This is a genomic window from Streptomyces sp. NPDC058086 (genome assembly GCF_042885015.1).
Lineage (GTDB): Bacteria > Actinomycetota > Actinomycetes > Streptomycetales > Streptomycetaceae > Streptomyces.
In genome coordinates this window covers 172,448-185,704 of the sequence record NZ_JBHVST010000005.1, presented here as the reverse complement: position 1 = coordinate 185,704, position 13,257 = coordinate 172,448, and the positions used below count along the sequence as shown (strand labels likewise).

General features: G+C 71.2%; 13 protein-coding genes and 1 pseudogene. 8 read left to right on the top strand and 6 right to left on the bottom strand.

The window, feature by feature from the left end; genetic code table 11:
- Nucleotides 1–32: 32 nt before the first annotated feature.
- Nucleotides 33–110: pseudogene (locus ACFVWD_RS06065) on the bottom strand (IS5/IS1182 family transposase); the annotation flags it as partial.
- A 778-nt stretch (nt 111–888) separates the two neighbouring features.
- Here ACFVWD_RS06065 and dhaK point away from each other — a divergent pair.
- The 3 genes from dhaK to ACFVWD_RS06050 all read left to right on the top strand — a co-directional run bounded on the left by dhaK (nt 889) and on the right by ACFVWD_RS06050 (nt 2,967).
- Complete coding sequence (gene dhaK / locus ACFVWD_RS06060) at nt 889–1,881, top strand: dihydroxyacetone kinase subunit DhaK (protein ID WP_389594179.1); 993 nt, start codon at nt 889–891, stop codon at nt 1,879–1,881.
- 68 nt (nt 1,882–1,949) lie between these two features.
- Nucleotides 1,950–2,549 (top strand): dihydroxyacetone kinase subunit DhaL, encoded by a 600-nt coding sequence (dhaL, locus tag ACFVWD_RS06055; protein ID WP_389594178.1) that lies wholly within the window; start codon nt 1,950–1,952, stop codon nt 2,547–2,549.
- Entirely contained in the window at nt 2,542–2,967 is a 426-nt protein-coding gene (locus ACFVWD_RS06050) for a PTS-dependent dihydroxyacetone kinase phosphotransferase subunit DhaM (RefSeq protein ID WP_101407418.1), read from the top strand. The genes dhaL and ACFVWD_RS06050 overlap by 8 nt, the downstream gene beginning before the upstream one ends.
- A gap of 202 nt (nt 2,968–3,169) precedes the next feature.
- Here the strand turns inward: ACFVWD_RS06050 and ACFVWD_RS06045 are convergent, their stop codons facing one another.
- Entirely contained in the window at nt 3,170–3,835 is a 666-nt protein-coding gene (locus tag ACFVWD_RS06045) for a TetR/AcrR family transcriptional regulator (protein ID WP_389594177.1), read from the bottom strand.
- A 161-nt stretch (nt 3,836–3,996) separates the two neighbouring features.
- Here ACFVWD_RS06045 and ACFVWD_RS06040 point away from each other — a divergent pair, with 161 nt between their 5' ends.
- Nucleotides 3,997–4,761, top strand: coding sequence for an SDR family NAD(P)-dependent oxidoreductase (locus ACFVWD_RS06040; protein ID WP_389594176.1), 765 nt, complete (start codon nt 3,997–3,999; stop codon nt 4,759–4,761).
- A gap of 38 nt (nt 4,762–4,799) precedes the next feature.
- On the opposite strand, the gene ACFVWD_RS06035 is transcribed toward ACFVWD_RS06040, so the two are convergent.
- Complete coding sequence (locus ACFVWD_RS06035; RefSeq protein WP_389594175.1) at nt 4,800–5,486, bottom strand: glycoside hydrolase family 75 protein; 687 nt, start codon at nt 5,484–5,486, stop codon at nt 4,800–4,802.
- 425 nt (nt 5,487–5,911) lie between these two features.
- On the opposite strand from ACFVWD_RS06035, the gene ACFVWD_RS06030 reads away from it, so the two are divergent.
- The 3 genes from ACFVWD_RS06030 to ACFVWD_RS06020 all read left to right on the top strand — a co-directional run bounded on the left by ACFVWD_RS06030 (nt 5,912) and on the right by ACFVWD_RS06020 (nt 8,704).
- Nucleotides 5,912–6,913, top strand: coding sequence for a fibronectin type III domain-containing protein (locus ACFVWD_RS06030; protein WP_389594174.1), 1,002 nt, complete (start codon nt 5,912–5,914; stop codon nt 6,911–6,913).
- A 21-nt stretch (nt 6,914–6,934) separates the two neighbouring features.
- The gene (locus ACFVWD_RS06025; protein ID WP_389594173.1) at nt 6,935–7,867 is read left to right on the top strand and encodes a LysR family transcriptional regulator; all 933 of its coding nucleotides are present in this window, start codon (nt 6,935–6,937) and stop codon (nt 7,865–7,867) included.
- 270 nt (nt 7,868–8,137) lie between these two features.
- Entirely contained in the window at nt 8,138–8,704 is a 567-nt protein-coding gene (locus tag ACFVWD_RS06020) for a hypothetical protein (protein ID WP_389594172.1), read from the top strand.
- An 86-nt stretch (nt 8,705–8,790) separates the two neighbouring features.
- On the opposite strand, the gene ACFVWD_RS06015 is transcribed toward ACFVWD_RS06020, so the two are convergent.
- From ACFVWD_RS06015 to ACFVWD_RS06005, 3 genes are all read right to left on the bottom strand, one after another.
- Nucleotides 8,791–9,408, bottom strand: coding sequence for a PadR family transcriptional regulator (locus tag ACFVWD_RS06015; protein ID WP_389594171.1), 618 nt, complete (start codon nt 9,406–9,408; stop codon nt 8,791–8,793).
- A 65-nt stretch (nt 9,409–9,473) separates the two neighbouring features.
- Complete coding sequence (locus tag ACFVWD_RS06010) at nt 9,474–11,489, bottom strand: FAD-dependent oxidoreductase (protein WP_389594170.1); 2,016 nt, start codon at nt 11,487–11,489, stop codon at nt 9,474–9,476.
- A 199-nt stretch (nt 11,490–11,688) separates the two neighbouring features.
- Complete coding sequence (locus tag ACFVWD_RS06005) at nt 11,689–12,471, bottom strand: putative protein N(5)-glutamine methyltransferase (RefSeq protein ID WP_389594169.1); 783 nt, start codon at nt 12,469–12,471, stop codon at nt 11,689–11,691.
- A 356-nt stretch (nt 12,472–12,827) separates the two neighbouring features.
- Between ACFVWD_RS06005 and ACFVWD_RS06000 the strand changes: the two genes are divergently transcribed.
- Nucleotides 12,828–13,241, top strand: coding sequence for a MarR family winged helix-turn-helix transcriptional regulator (locus ACFVWD_RS06000; protein ID WP_389594236.1), 414 nt, complete (start codon nt 12,828–12,830; stop codon nt 13,239–13,241).
- The last annotated feature ends 16 nt before the right edge of the window (nt 13,242–13,257 follow it).

The window sequence follows — 13,257 nt, the reverse complement described above, 5'->3', positions numbered from 1 at the left end:
CGGTGCCGGTCATAGGGCTCTCCGGATGAAGCGTGCCGGTTGCCCGGCAGGGGCCGGCCAACCACAACGACCCGCCGGGTATCGGCATCAATAACGACCTGATGGGCCGTGTCTGATCAGACCTGGTCACAGACGCCTGCCCGCTGCAAAAGCATGACCGCAGGTCAACGCACCCGACCCCGCGACAGCGGCGGGACTTCCGGAGCGGGCAGTGGGGCGCCCCCGTAGCCATGTACCTCGCCGAAGCGAGTCCCCTCCATCCAGTCCTTCCGGCCCTGTTCGATGCCCTGCCGGGAGCGCCCGATGAAGTTCCACCGCGCGACGATCCCCTCCACCGAATGCACCCCCGAGGGCTGCGGCCACCCTGCGCTCCGACCCCTCTCACGACATCTGGCAGCCAGCCAGAATTTCGGGGATGCTCGGTTCAGCGGGCCGCAGCAGACTTCTCCACCACCAGGCCCGCATGGAATGGGGAACACGCCGAGCCTGGGATCGAGACACGAAGTGCTTACTACACTCGCGCCGGAGCCCTCCGCGCCTCCGATGAACACTCCGTCGGACAGTGTCTCCACAGTCCACCCCGAGGGCGGGCTTCGCCCGGCAGCCGGACAGCCGCAGACGCTTCCGTTCGCATCCGCGCAGATGACCACCGCATCCCCGGCGCCGCCCCTTCCCGGAGCAGGCTTCTCGGGTCGATCCGCATCCATGCCAGCCACGTCGGACACCCTCGACACCCTGTCACCAAAGTCAGCAACAGGTCAGCATCAGCACCGCCAAAACCCGCTTCCGACCGGCATGAACCGCCAAGATCATTTGCGAGCTCAACGTGGTCTGACCTGCAAAAACAGGGGTCAGAGGCTCATCCGTTAGTCTCACCAGGAGGTACCCGTGAAGATGCTCATCAACGTGGCGGAGACAGTGGTCGCGGACGCGCTGCGGGGTATGGCGGCCGCGCATCCCGAGCTGACGGTGGATGTGGACAACCGGGTGATCGTACGGCGGGACGCGCCGGTGCCCGGCAGGGTGGGACTCGTCTCCGGCGGCGGGTCGGGGCACGAACCGCTGCACGGCGGTTTCGTGGGCCCCGGGATGCTGTCGGCGGCCTGCCCGGGCGAGGTCTTCACGTCACCGGTGCCTGACCAGATGCTGCGCGCGGCGGCGGCCGTGAACAGCGGCGCGGGCGTGCTGTTCATCGTGAAGAACTACACCGGGGACGTGCTCAACTTCGACATGGCGGCCGAGCTCGCCGAGGACGAGGGCATCCAGGTGGCGAAGGTCCTCGTCAACGACGACGTCGCCGTCACCGACAGTCTGTACACCGCCGGGCGGCGCGGCACCGGCGCGACCCTGTTCGTGGAGAAGATCGCGGGCGCCGCGGCCGAGGAGGGCGCCCCGCTGGAGCGAGTGCAGGCACTGGCCCGGCAGGTCAACGAGAACTCCCGCAGCTTCGGTGTCGCACTGAGCGCCTGCACCACGCCGGCCAAGGGCAGCCCCACCTTCGACCTCCCGCCCGGGGAGCTGGAGCTCGGCGTCGGCATCCACGGCGAGCCGGGCCGGGAGCGGCGCGCGATGATGACCTCGCACGAGATCGCCGACTTCTCGGTGCACGCGATCCTGGAGGACCTGAACCCGCGCAATCCCGTCCTGCTGCTGGTCAACGGCATGGGTGCGACGCCGCTCCTGGAGCTGTACGGGTTCCACGCGGAGGTGCAGCGGGTGCTCACCGAACGCGGGGTACCCGTGGCACGCACGCTGGTCGGGAACTACGTCACCTCGCTGGACATGGCGGGCTCCTCGGTGACGCTGTGCCAGGTGGACGAGGAGCTGCTGCGGCTGTGGGACGCGCCGGTGAAGACGCCCGCGTTGCGCTGGGGTGTGTGAACCCCGGCGGCATCGGCATCATGTCGGCGTTCCGCCCGGTCAACGTTCGTACCACGCAAGGAGATTCTGTGCTCGACGCCGAGTTCTTCCGCCGTTGGATGACGGCGGTCGCCGCGTCCGTGGACCGCGAGGCGGAGCGGCTCACCGCTCTGGACTCGCCGATCGGCGACGCCGACCACGGCAGCAATCTGCAGCGCGGGTTCACCGCCGTGGTGGTCTCGCTGGAGAAGGAGGCGCCGGACACCCCCGGTGCCGTTCTCACCCTCGCCGGACGCCGGCTGATCTCCACGGTCGGCGGCGCGTCGGGGCCCTTGTACGGCACCTTGCTCCGCCGTACGGGCAAGGCTCTGGGGGACGCCGCGGAGGTCACCGAGGAACAGTTCACGGACGCGTTGCGCGAGGGCGTGGACGCGGTGATGGCGCTGGGCGGAGCCGCGCCCGGCGACAAGACCATGATCGACGCGCTGGTGCCCGCGGTGGACGCGCTCGCCGAGTCCTTCGCCGCGGCGAAGACGGCCGCTGAGGAGGGCGCCGTCGCGACGACACCGCTCCAGGCCCGCAAGGGCCGGGCCAGCTATCTGGGCGAGCGCAGCATCGGGCACCAGGATCCGGGTGCCACGTCCTCGTCCCTGCTGATCGGCGCGCTCCTGGAGGCCTCCGATGAATGAATCCCCGGGCAGCACGGACAACCTCGTCGGCATCGTGCTGGTCTCCCACAGCGCCGCCGTCGCCGTCTCGGTCGCCGAGCTGGCGACGCGACTCGCGGGCGGCGACACGACCGCTCCCGTCGCCGCGGCCGGCGGCACGGTGGACGGCGGTCTCGGCACCAGCGCCGAGCTCATCTCCGCGGCGGCCGCCTCGGTGGACCGCGGCGCCGGGGTCGCGGTGCTCACCGACCTGGGCAGTGCGGTCCTCACCGTGAAGGCCCTGCTGGCGGAGGGGGACGAGCTCCCCGACAACAGCCGCCTGGTGGACGCGCCCTTCGTCGAGGGCGCGGTGGCCGCGGTCGTCACGGCCTCGACGGGAGCCGACCTCGCGGCGGTCGAAGCGGCGGCCACGGAGGCGTACACCTACCGGAAGGCGTGAGAAAGCAGGCGCCAGAAGGTGTGAGTGCGGGGGCCGGAAGGTGCGGGGGCAGGGGCCGGAAGGTCTCAGTGCGGGGGCCGGAAGGTCTCAGTGCAGGGGCCGGAAGGTCTTTCAGTGCGGGGACAAGAAGATCTGAGTGCAGGCGCACGAAGGCCTCGTCGGCCGGGCGCCGACCGCGGTCGAGCGGCGCCCGGCCCAGCTCTCAGGCGAGTCCTTCCGCGACGATGGCGAGGGCCGAGCGCACGGTCGACACCAGTTCGGCCTCCGCCACCGCGGGGTCGGGCTGCTCCTCGTCCGTGCGCCACGCGTAGTGCTCGACCGCCGTGCGCAGGGCGCTGTTGAGCATGGCGGCCTGGATCTCCGAGCGAAGGTCGACGGCGGGCAGGCCGGCCCTGTCGGCAAGGGCACGGGCGAAGGCAGGCTCGGCATCGTCGTGCGCCTGAAGCCAGACGGCACGCAGGCCCGGCTCGGTCCGGGTCAGTCTCATCAGTGCCCGGATCTTGGGAAGGTGCGGTCGGGGCATCGTGGGGTCGCCGGTCGTGGCCGCCCGTTCCAGGGCGTCCTCGAGCGGCCGACCGGAGCGCCATTCCCGCAGCGAGGCGGCTATCGCGTCGATCCCGGCGGCGAACAGCGGGCTCACGCAGCTTTCCTTGCTCGGAAAGTAACGCCACACGGTCCGCGCGGAGACCCCGACGGCCTGCCCGATCTGCTCGCCGGTGGTCGCGGCCACCCCTTGGGCGACGAACAGTTCCACCGCGGCGCGGGCGATCTCCAGCCGGATCTCGGCCTTGCGCTGCTCGGTCAGCGGCGGCCGGCCCGTACGGCCGCCGCCCCGGCCGGGTGGTTCGGTGATCGCGCCGTCCGGCACTGACGACTCCTCGACTCGACTACGGGCGGCTGCCGCCCGGGGCTGCCGTGATTCTAACGATCTCGAAAACGGCCCCAGACTTTATGTCATTGAGAGACATTAAGTCGTACTGTGTGTGCGACGACCTCGTCGCCCTACACACGCACTTCTGGGAGCACGTCATGAGCACCACTGGACTGGCCGGCCGCAGCGTCATCGTCACCGGAGCGGGCTCCGGAATCGGACGGGCCACCGCCCTGGCCTTCGCCGCGGAGGGCGCCCGGGTCCTCGTGGCCGACCTCAACGCCGAGGGCGCCGAGAAGGTCGTCAAGGAGATAGCGGCGGCCGGCGGCACCGCCGTGGCCGTGACGGGCGACCTGAGCGAGCAGGCCGTGGTCGACCGGGTGACCGCGACCGCCGTGGAGCAGTTCGGCGGGGTGGACGTGCTGGTCAACAACGCCGGGATCATGGACCGCATGTCGGCGGTCGGTGAGGTCGGCGACGCGGAGTGGGAGCGGGTCATCCGGGTCAACCTCACCGCTCCCTTCCTCCTCACCCGGGCGGTGCTGCCGCACATGCTGGAGGCGGGCAAGGGCGCCATCGTGAACACCGCCTCCGAGGCGAGCCTGCGAGGCAGCGCCGCGGGCGCCGCGTACACCGCCTCGAAGCACGGCATCGCGGGTCTCACCAAGTCCCTCGCCGTGACGTACCGCGACAAGGGCATCCGGGCCAACGCCATCGCCCCCGGCGGCACGAGGACCGCCATCACCGTGGACGCCGACCGCGACGCCCTCGGCCCGCAGGTCCTCGCCTCGTACATGGGCAATGTGGGCACGGCGGCCGAGGCCGAGGAGCAGGCCGCCGCCATCCTGTTCCTCGCCTCGGACGCGGCGAGCAACATCAACGGCGCGATCCTGCCCGTCGACAACGGCTGGGCGGCGGTCTGACACCCTCGAGCGCCTGAATGAACCGACACCGCGGACGCTCAGCCGCCGCGCACGAACTCCCGGGCCAGTCGCTCACCCGCCGTCACGGCTGCCGCGTGATCCTCGATGGGCGACACCCGGGAGTTCTTGAAGGCGATGTAGGTGACTCCGGAACTCGTCCCGCCGCCGTGCGGGCCGGGGCGGATGCCGAGCGCCTTGGCGGTGGCGTACGAGGCCTCGCCGATGATTTCGTGCGGTCCGGTGTCGCCGACGATGGCGTACTGGACCCGATCCCGGTAGATCACCGCGACCACCGAGCCTCCGCGGATGCCGTGGGCGCGGTAGTCCCAGATGCCACTGGGTGTGGGCACGACGACGTACGGGAGGGTCTCGGCGCTGAGGTACCGCCCGTCGGACTGCTGATACGCGGTGGCCCCGGAGAAGAGCGGGTCGGTCCGCTCGTTGCACAGAAGACCGGGGCGGCCGTCGCAGTCGATGTCCATGTCGGCCTTCCAGAACACCGCGCCCCGCGCGCCGCAGACAGGAATCTCGGCGCGGGCGCCGGCGTCGGAGCGATAGCGCCCCTTCGAGACGGGCACGCAGTTACGGACCTTGGCGAGCAGATCGGCGGCACGCACCTTCCCCTCCCGCACCGCCACGGGCGGGCTCGGACGGGCGGCGGGAAACGGGGCGGGAGCGAGCAGGGCCACGCCGGCCGCGGCCAGTGTCAGCGACTGAACACGCACGATAGGAGACCCTCTCCTGGGCGACATTGACGGTCATTTAGCAAAATTTGGCGTGTTTCTGACGATGCGTCCACTGGGAAGGGGCCGGACGGCGCACAGCGGGCCCGGCGGGGGCACGACGGACTCGGCGGGAGCCCGGCGGACTCGACGGGGGCCCGGCGGACTCGACGGGGGCATTGCGGCCGAGGGCCCGAGCCGTGGTCGCCCCGGGCCTCTCGACCGCCCTCGCCGGCGCGGCATCAGCGACGACAGCGATCCGCGCCGTGGGTACGAACTCCCCTGTCGAGAGGGTGAGTTCACACCGCGTCAGGCATCAGCATACGTAGCCCGAGGACGGTCCGACGAACGGCCACCGCCCCCTTGATGTGGCCGCATCGTCCGTGTCTTATAGGTACAGACCAATCCCGTCGAGGGAAGGCAGGCCCGTGCGACGCGTTTCCCCTGGGTTGATCTGCGGCTCACTCCTCGTCCTCACCGCGTGCGGAGGAGGTGCGGGGGCCGACGCCGGGGGCGAGCGGCTGCCCCCGGCCCCGATGGGGGTCACCGCGACGGCGGGCAGCGCGACCAGCGTGCACGTCATGTGGAACCGCGTCTCGGGGGACGTGAAGGTCACCGGCTACGAGGTGTACCGCGGCACCACACGGGTCGAGCGGGTGCCCGGCGACGAACACATGGTGGACGTCACCAGACTGGTCCCGTCCACGAAGTACGTCTTCACGGTCCGGGCGCTGAACGCCGACGGGAACCCCGGACCGCCCAGCGAGCCGGTGCGCGCCACCACACCGGTCGAGGTGGCCGCCGACCGCACACCCCCGACCCGCCCCGGACACCCGCACGGCAGGGCGGTCGGGAGCCGGGCGGCCCAGTTGGAGTGGTCGGCGTCGACGGACTCCCGGGGCGTGGTCTCGTACGACGTCTACCAGGGCGGCTCGAAGATCCACAGCGTGGGCGGCGGACAGACGGCGACCGTCGTCACCGGGCTGAGACCCGGCACCGCGTACGCCTTCACCGTGCGAGCCCGCGACGCGGCGGACAACCTCTCCCCCGCGAGCGCCGTCGTCCGGCTCACCACCGCGCCGGGCGCGGACGACGGCCGCGGCACCGCGCCGACCGGGTTCCGCGCGACCTCCCACCGCACGGACGGGGCGTACTACCTCGACCTGTCCTGGCTGCCACCGCGGACGGACGGGGTGATCACCGAGTACCGGATCGACCTGGACGGCCGACAGGCGACCTCGCTCGTCTGGGGCGGCACACCGCCCAGCGGCAGGGCCACCTACAGCTTCTACGTGGGACGGGAGGCCGGGGTCGCGTACCGGGTGCGGATCAGGGCGAAACTGCCGGACGGCACCTGGGGCGGGTTCTCCGTGGAGCGGACGGTGACGACGGGCTCCGCGACGGACGGGAATGCGGGCACTCCGAAATAGGCGAACCGTAGGCTCACCCCTGTGCCCCATAGCGAACCCGATACCTCGACGGCTCCCCTGGACATCTCCCTGCTGCGCACCTTCCTCGCCGTGCACCGCGCGGGGTCGTTCACGGCCGCCGCGCGGCTGCTCGGTCTGTCCCAGCCGACGGTGACGACGCAGATGCGGTCGCTGGAAGAGCAACTGGGACGGGAGCTGTTCGAACGGCAGCCACGAGGAGTGGTGCCCACGTCGGTGGCGGACGAACTCGCCGCGCAAGTCGCGGCGCCCCTGGACACGCTCGCGGCGGTCGCGGACCGCCGCGGGGCCGGCGCCGACCAGCCACCGGACCCGGTGCACCTGGCAGGCCCGGCCGAGCTGCTGTGCACGCGCGTCCTGCCCGCGCTGGCGCCGCTGACCGCACAGGGCGTACGTCTGCGCGTCACTCCCGGCCTCACCGACGAACTGCTGGCCGGGCTGCGCGGCGGCCGCTTCGACCTGGTCATCGCCACGACCCGGCCGCGCGGCCGCACCCTGACGGCCGTGCCGCTGATGGACGAGGAGTTCGTGCTGGTCGCCGCCCCGTCGTGGGCCGAGCGCATCGACCCGGCCCGGGTGGCGGCCGAGGGGCCCGCCGCGCTGCACGGGGCACCCCTGGTGACGTACGCCGAGGATCTGCCCATCGCCCGGCGCTACTGGCGGCACGTGTTCGGCGTACGGCTGACCGGCCACGCCTCGATCACGGTGCCCGACCTGCGGGGCGTGCTGGCCGCGGTGGTCGCGGGCGCCGGGATCACCGTGCTCCCCCGCTATCTGTGCCTCGACGCACTGGCCTCCGGTGCCCTGGTGCCCCTGCTGTCCCCCGAGGAACCGCCCATCAACACCGGGTACCTCACCCAGCGGCCGGGTGCGTCGGACAACCCGCATGTGGCGGTCGTCCGGGAGCGGCTGCTGCAGGCGGGCCGCGCGTGGTGATGACGGATAGCAGATGACAGGTAGCAGATGACAGATATCGATATCCGTCACCCGTCATCTGTCATCTGTCATCTGTCATCACCACAGAGAGAATCACCCGCAAAACGCGGGATTCATCCGCCGGACGAACGAATTCGTCACCTGCCCGGTCCCCGTCCACGTGCGCCCCGAGCCCAGGGCGCATTGGCTCTCCCTGAGGCAGCACGGGCCTTTCCAATCCTCGGCGGCGCATGGGATGTACCGCCAACCGTGCCGCTGGAGGGCAGTCCTATGCGTACTTCTCAGATATTTCTCCGCTCCGGCCTGACCGTGGCCGCCGTCGCTGCGCTTCCGCTCACCCTGACCGCTCCGTCGGCCGCCGCCTTCGGTTCGGGGATCTCGGTGAGCACCAGCGGGTCCAGCGTCTCGGTCACCACCAATTCCTGCCCGAGCAAAGGCAGCAGTTTCGGCGGCGCCTCGCTGCTCGCCAGTGGGCAGCTGAACTTCTCCCAAGGCCGCCAGATGCCGTTGTCCGGAACGAGCACCACTCAGTCGGCGGTCTGGTCCAACGTCAGCGCCGGCACCTATACCGTCATCGTGGTCTGCCAGGACGGGACGACGGCCGGCACGCAGTCGATCATCGTCTCGACCAGCGCGGTCCCCAAAGTCTCCACGCCCCCCAGAATCTCCTCGACCTCCTTGCCCTCCTCGCCGTCGCGCGGCGTGTTGGGCGGTCTCGGCGGGGCCACCAAGGACTACAGGACCGCCACGCTGGTGGGCGGCGGTGTGCTGGTGACGTCGGGCGTCGTGGCGACGGCCTGGTTCCTGCGCCGCCGGGCCAAGCCCCACCGGCTCTGAGCTCCGATCCGGGGGTTCGTCGCACCGGCGGCCGTCCGTCCGACTCCGGTCCGTTGGACGGCCGACTCCGGTCGAGAGGACGGCCCCTATTCGCGTACGTCTTCAGGCACGGCATCAGGCACGGCTTCGGGGGCGGTTTCCAGCACGGCTTCGGGTGCGGGTGACTGCTCTTCGAGGTGCTCGAACTCGTCCAGCGCATGGGTCAGCCATTGGGTCCAGAAGGTCTCCAGGTCGATTCCGGCCCGCAGTACCAGATGCCGCAGCCGGTCCTGGGGGGCGTCCTTGCCGGGCGGGAAGTCGCGCTTCTGGATCTGCTCGTACTCGGCCAACTGCCTTTGGTGCAGGTCGAGATGGCGGCGCAGGTCCGTCCCGATGCCCGCGGTGCCGACGACGGCGGAGGCGCGCAGCCGCAGCAGCATCGTGTCCCGCATGGGCTTCGGGTCCTGGGATGCCGAGGTCCAGCGGGCCAGTTCGTCGCGGCCCGCCGGCAGCACCTCGTAGCTCTTCTTCTGCCCCCGGGCCGGCTGTTCGGACGGCAGGGCGCGGATGTAGCCCTCGGACTCCAGTCTTCCCAGCTCGCGATAGATCTGCTGATGCGTCGCCGACCAGAAGTAACCGATCGACTTGTCGAACCTCCGGGTCAGTTCGAGGCCCGACGACGGCTTCTCGAGCAGGGCGGTGAGGATCGCGTGCGGGAGTGACATGGGGTCATCCTAGGGACGCCGGACCGAGGCCCCGGGCGCGACCGCCCCGGCCGCGGCTCGCCCGGTCACAGCGCCGCCGCCAGCTCCGTGCCCTGCTTGATGGCGCGCTTGGCGTCCAGTTCGGCGGCCACGTCGGCACCGCCGATGAGGTGCACGCTGCGCCCCGCCGCGGACAGTTCCTCGTACAGGTCGCGGCGCGGCTCCTGGCCGGTGCACAGCACGACGGTGTCGACCTCCAGGACCTGGCTGTGGCCCTCGACGGTGACGTGCAGTCCGGCGTCGTCGATCCGGTCGTACTGCACGCCCGGAACCATGGTGACGCCCCGGTGCTTGAGCTCGGTGCGGTGGATCCAGCCGGTGGTCTTGCCGAGTCCGGCGCCGACCTTGGAGGCCTTGCGCTGGAGGAGGTGGACCGTGCGCGGCGGGGCGGGGCGCTCGGGTGCGGCGAGGCCGCCGGGTGCCTGGTAGTCCATGTCGACGCCCCAGTGGCGGAAGTACGTCGCCGGGTCCTCGCTCGCCTTGTCGCCGCCGTCGGTCAGGTACTCGGCGACGTCGAAGCCGATGCCGCCGGCGCCGAGGATCGCGACCCGGTCGCCGACGGGGGCGCCGTCGCGCAGGACGTCGAGGTAGCCGACGACGCTGGGGTGGTCGACGCCGGGGATCTCGGGGGTGCGCGGGCTGACGCCGGTGGCGACCACGACCTCGTCGTAGGCGGAGACGTCCTCGGCGGCGACGCGGGTGTTCAACCGGACGTCCACGCCGTGCAGTTCGAGCTGGGTGCGGAAGTAGCGGATCGTCTCGTCGAACTCCTGCTTGCCGGGGACCTTGCGGGCCACGTTGAGCTGGCCGCCGATCTCGCTCGCGGCGTCGTAGAGGGTGACGTCGTGGCCGCGTTCGGCCGCGGAGACCGCGCAGGCCAGGCCGGCGGGCCCGGCGCCGACCACGGCGACGCGCTTGCGCAGCCGGGTCGGTGCGAGGACGAGTTCCGTCTCGTGGCAGGCGCGCGGATTGACCAGGCAGGAGGTGATCTTCCCGCTGAAGGTGTGGTCGAGGCAGGCCTGGTTGCAGCCGATGCAGGTGTTGATGGCCTCCGGCTGCCCGGCCGCCGCCTTGGCCACGAAGTCGGGGTCGGCGAGCATCGGTCGGGCCAGCGACACCATGTCCGCGTGGCCGTCGGCGAGCAACTGCTCGGCGAGTTCGGGGGTGTTGATGCGGTTGGTGGTGACCAGGGGGATGGAGACCGCGCCCATGACCTTCTTGGTCACCCAGGTGTAGGCGCCGCGCGGCACGGAGGTCGCGATGGTGGGGATACGGGCCTCGTGCCAGCCGATGCCGGTGTTGATGATCGTCGCTCCGGCCGCCTCGACGGCCCGGGCGAGCGTGATCACCTCGTCCAGGGTGGAGCCGCCCGGTACCAGGTCCAGCATGGAGAGCCGGTAGATGATGATGAAGTTCTCGCCGACGGCCTCGCGCACGCGCCGCACGATCTCGACGGGGAAGCGCATGCGGTTCTCGTACGAGCCGCCCCAGCGGTCCTCGCGCTTGTTGGTCTGGGCGGCGATGAACTCGTTGATCAGATAGCCCTCGGAGCCCATGATCTCGACGCCGTCGTACCCGGCCCGCTGTGCGAGCCCGGCGGCGCGGGCGTAGTCGTCGATGGTCCGCTCGACCTCGGCATCAGTGAGCGCGTGCGGCGGGAAGGGGCTGATCGGGGCCTGCAGGGCGCTCGGGGCGACCAGGTCCTGGTGGTAGGCGTAGCGCCCGAAGTGCAGGATCTGCATCGCGATCTTCCCGCCCTCGCGGTGCACCGCGGCGGTGATCTCGGTGTGCTGCTCGGCCTCCGCCTCGGTGGTCAGCTTCGCGCCGCCCTCGTACGGCCGTCCCGCGTCGTTGGGCGCGATGCCGCCGGTGACGATGAGACCGACGCCGCCGCGGGCCCGGGTCGCGTAGAACTCCGCCATGCGCTCGAAACCGCGCTCGGCCTCCTCCAGGCCCACGTGCATGGAGCCCATGAGTACGCGGTTGGGCAGCGTGGTGAAGCCCAGGTCGAGCGGGTTCATCAGGTGCGGGTAACGGCTCATCGGGCCCTCCGTGCGCGGTGTCGTGTGTCTGTTGTAGACGACGGACAACGCCTTATGCAACTAGTTGCACAATGACGGAGGTCACTCGACGAGGGCCGACCGCGCTCTGGGGCGACGGGCGACCCTGCTCCGTGGCGACGGCCGTCCCCGTTCCATGGCGACGGGCGGGCCCGGGCGCTCGCCGAGCCCGCCTCGCGGGTCAGGCCGCCCGGGACCTGATGCCGATCACCACGTTCGCGTACAGCTCGTCGCAGACGGCCAGAGTGGCGGTCAGGCCGCCGCGGGCGAAGGCCTCGACGGCCGCGGGTGCCTGGCGCTCGCTGGTCTCGACCAGGAGGCAGCCGCCCGGGGCCAGCCAGCGGGCCGCCTCGGCGGTGACGCGGCGCAGGATGTCGAGGCCGTCCGCGCCGCCGTCGAGGGCGACGAGCGGTTCATGGTCGCGGGCTTCCGGGGGCAGCAGGCCGACCTCGTGCGTCGGAACGTACGGCACGTTGGCGGTGAGGACGTCGACACGGCCGCGCAGGGTGTCCGGCAGCGCCTCGAACAGGTCGCCCTGGTGGACGTGCCCGCCGAAGGGTGCGACGTTGCGGCGCGCGCAGCGCACGGCGGCCGGGTCGATGTCCGCGGCGTGCAGTTCGGGCCCGCCGAGGGTGGCGGCCAGTGCGGCGCCCACCGCGCCGGAGCCGCAGCACAGGTCCACAACAAGGGAGGCACCGCGCGCGAGAGCCACGGCCTGGTCGACGAGGAACTCGGTGCGCCGGCGGGGTACGAAGACGCCCGGCTCGACGAGGATGCGCAGGCCGTGGAACCCGGCCCAGCCGAGGACGTGTTCGAGGGGAAGTCCCGAGACACGCCGGTCCACCATGGCGGTGACCTCGTCCGGGGTGCGGGCGGTGGAGAGGATCAACTCCGCCTCGTCCTCGGCGAAGACACAGCCCGCGGAGCGGAGCGCGGCGACAACGGAATCGGAAAGAGGGGGCATGACAGCCGAGAAGCCTTTCGGTGAGCCGAAGGGCGCTCTCGCGGTCACCTACAGGCGGCGATCCGCAGGGTCCTGAGGTGAGAGCACCCGACCTGACACAGCGGTAATGGGTCTCACCTCCTCGGCAACTCCCGGGCTGGGGTGGTCCGCAGCCAGGACGGTCACCTTACAGGAAGGGCCGGACGGTGACGGAGGCCCTCCCTCGCCTCCGCCGGCCACGGACCACCAACTTTCCGCCGGCCACGGACCGCCGAGCCTCCGCCTGCCACAGACCACCAAGTTGTACTATGCAACTAGAGAGGCAAGGAGCTCCCGTGAATGCAGCCGACGCGTCTGTCGAGACCATCCAGCGCGAGATGACGGCCTTCGCCCGCCGCGCCCGGGCCTCGGCGGGGCGGATGCATCCGGAGCTGTCGCTGGTCTCGTACACCCTGCTGGGTCATCTGGAGGAGAGCGGCGGCTGTCGTGCCACCGACCTCGCCGCGCACTACGCCTTGGACAAGTCCACGGTGAGCCGGCAAGTAGCGGCCCTGGAGCGGGCCGGGCTCATCGAACGCCGAGTCGACCCCGAGGACCACCGGGTGCAGGTGCTCCAGCTGACGGAGGCGGGCACCCGCATCCTCGCCCAGGTCACCGACAGCCGCCGGATCGCGTTCCGTGAGCGGCTCGCGGACTGGCCGGCGGTGGACCTGGAGCGGTTCGCCGCCTATCTGGTGCGGTACAACACGGCGGCCGGGGCGCCGCCCGCCGCGAAGGCCTCCGGGAGCTGAGGCTTCACCACCACAG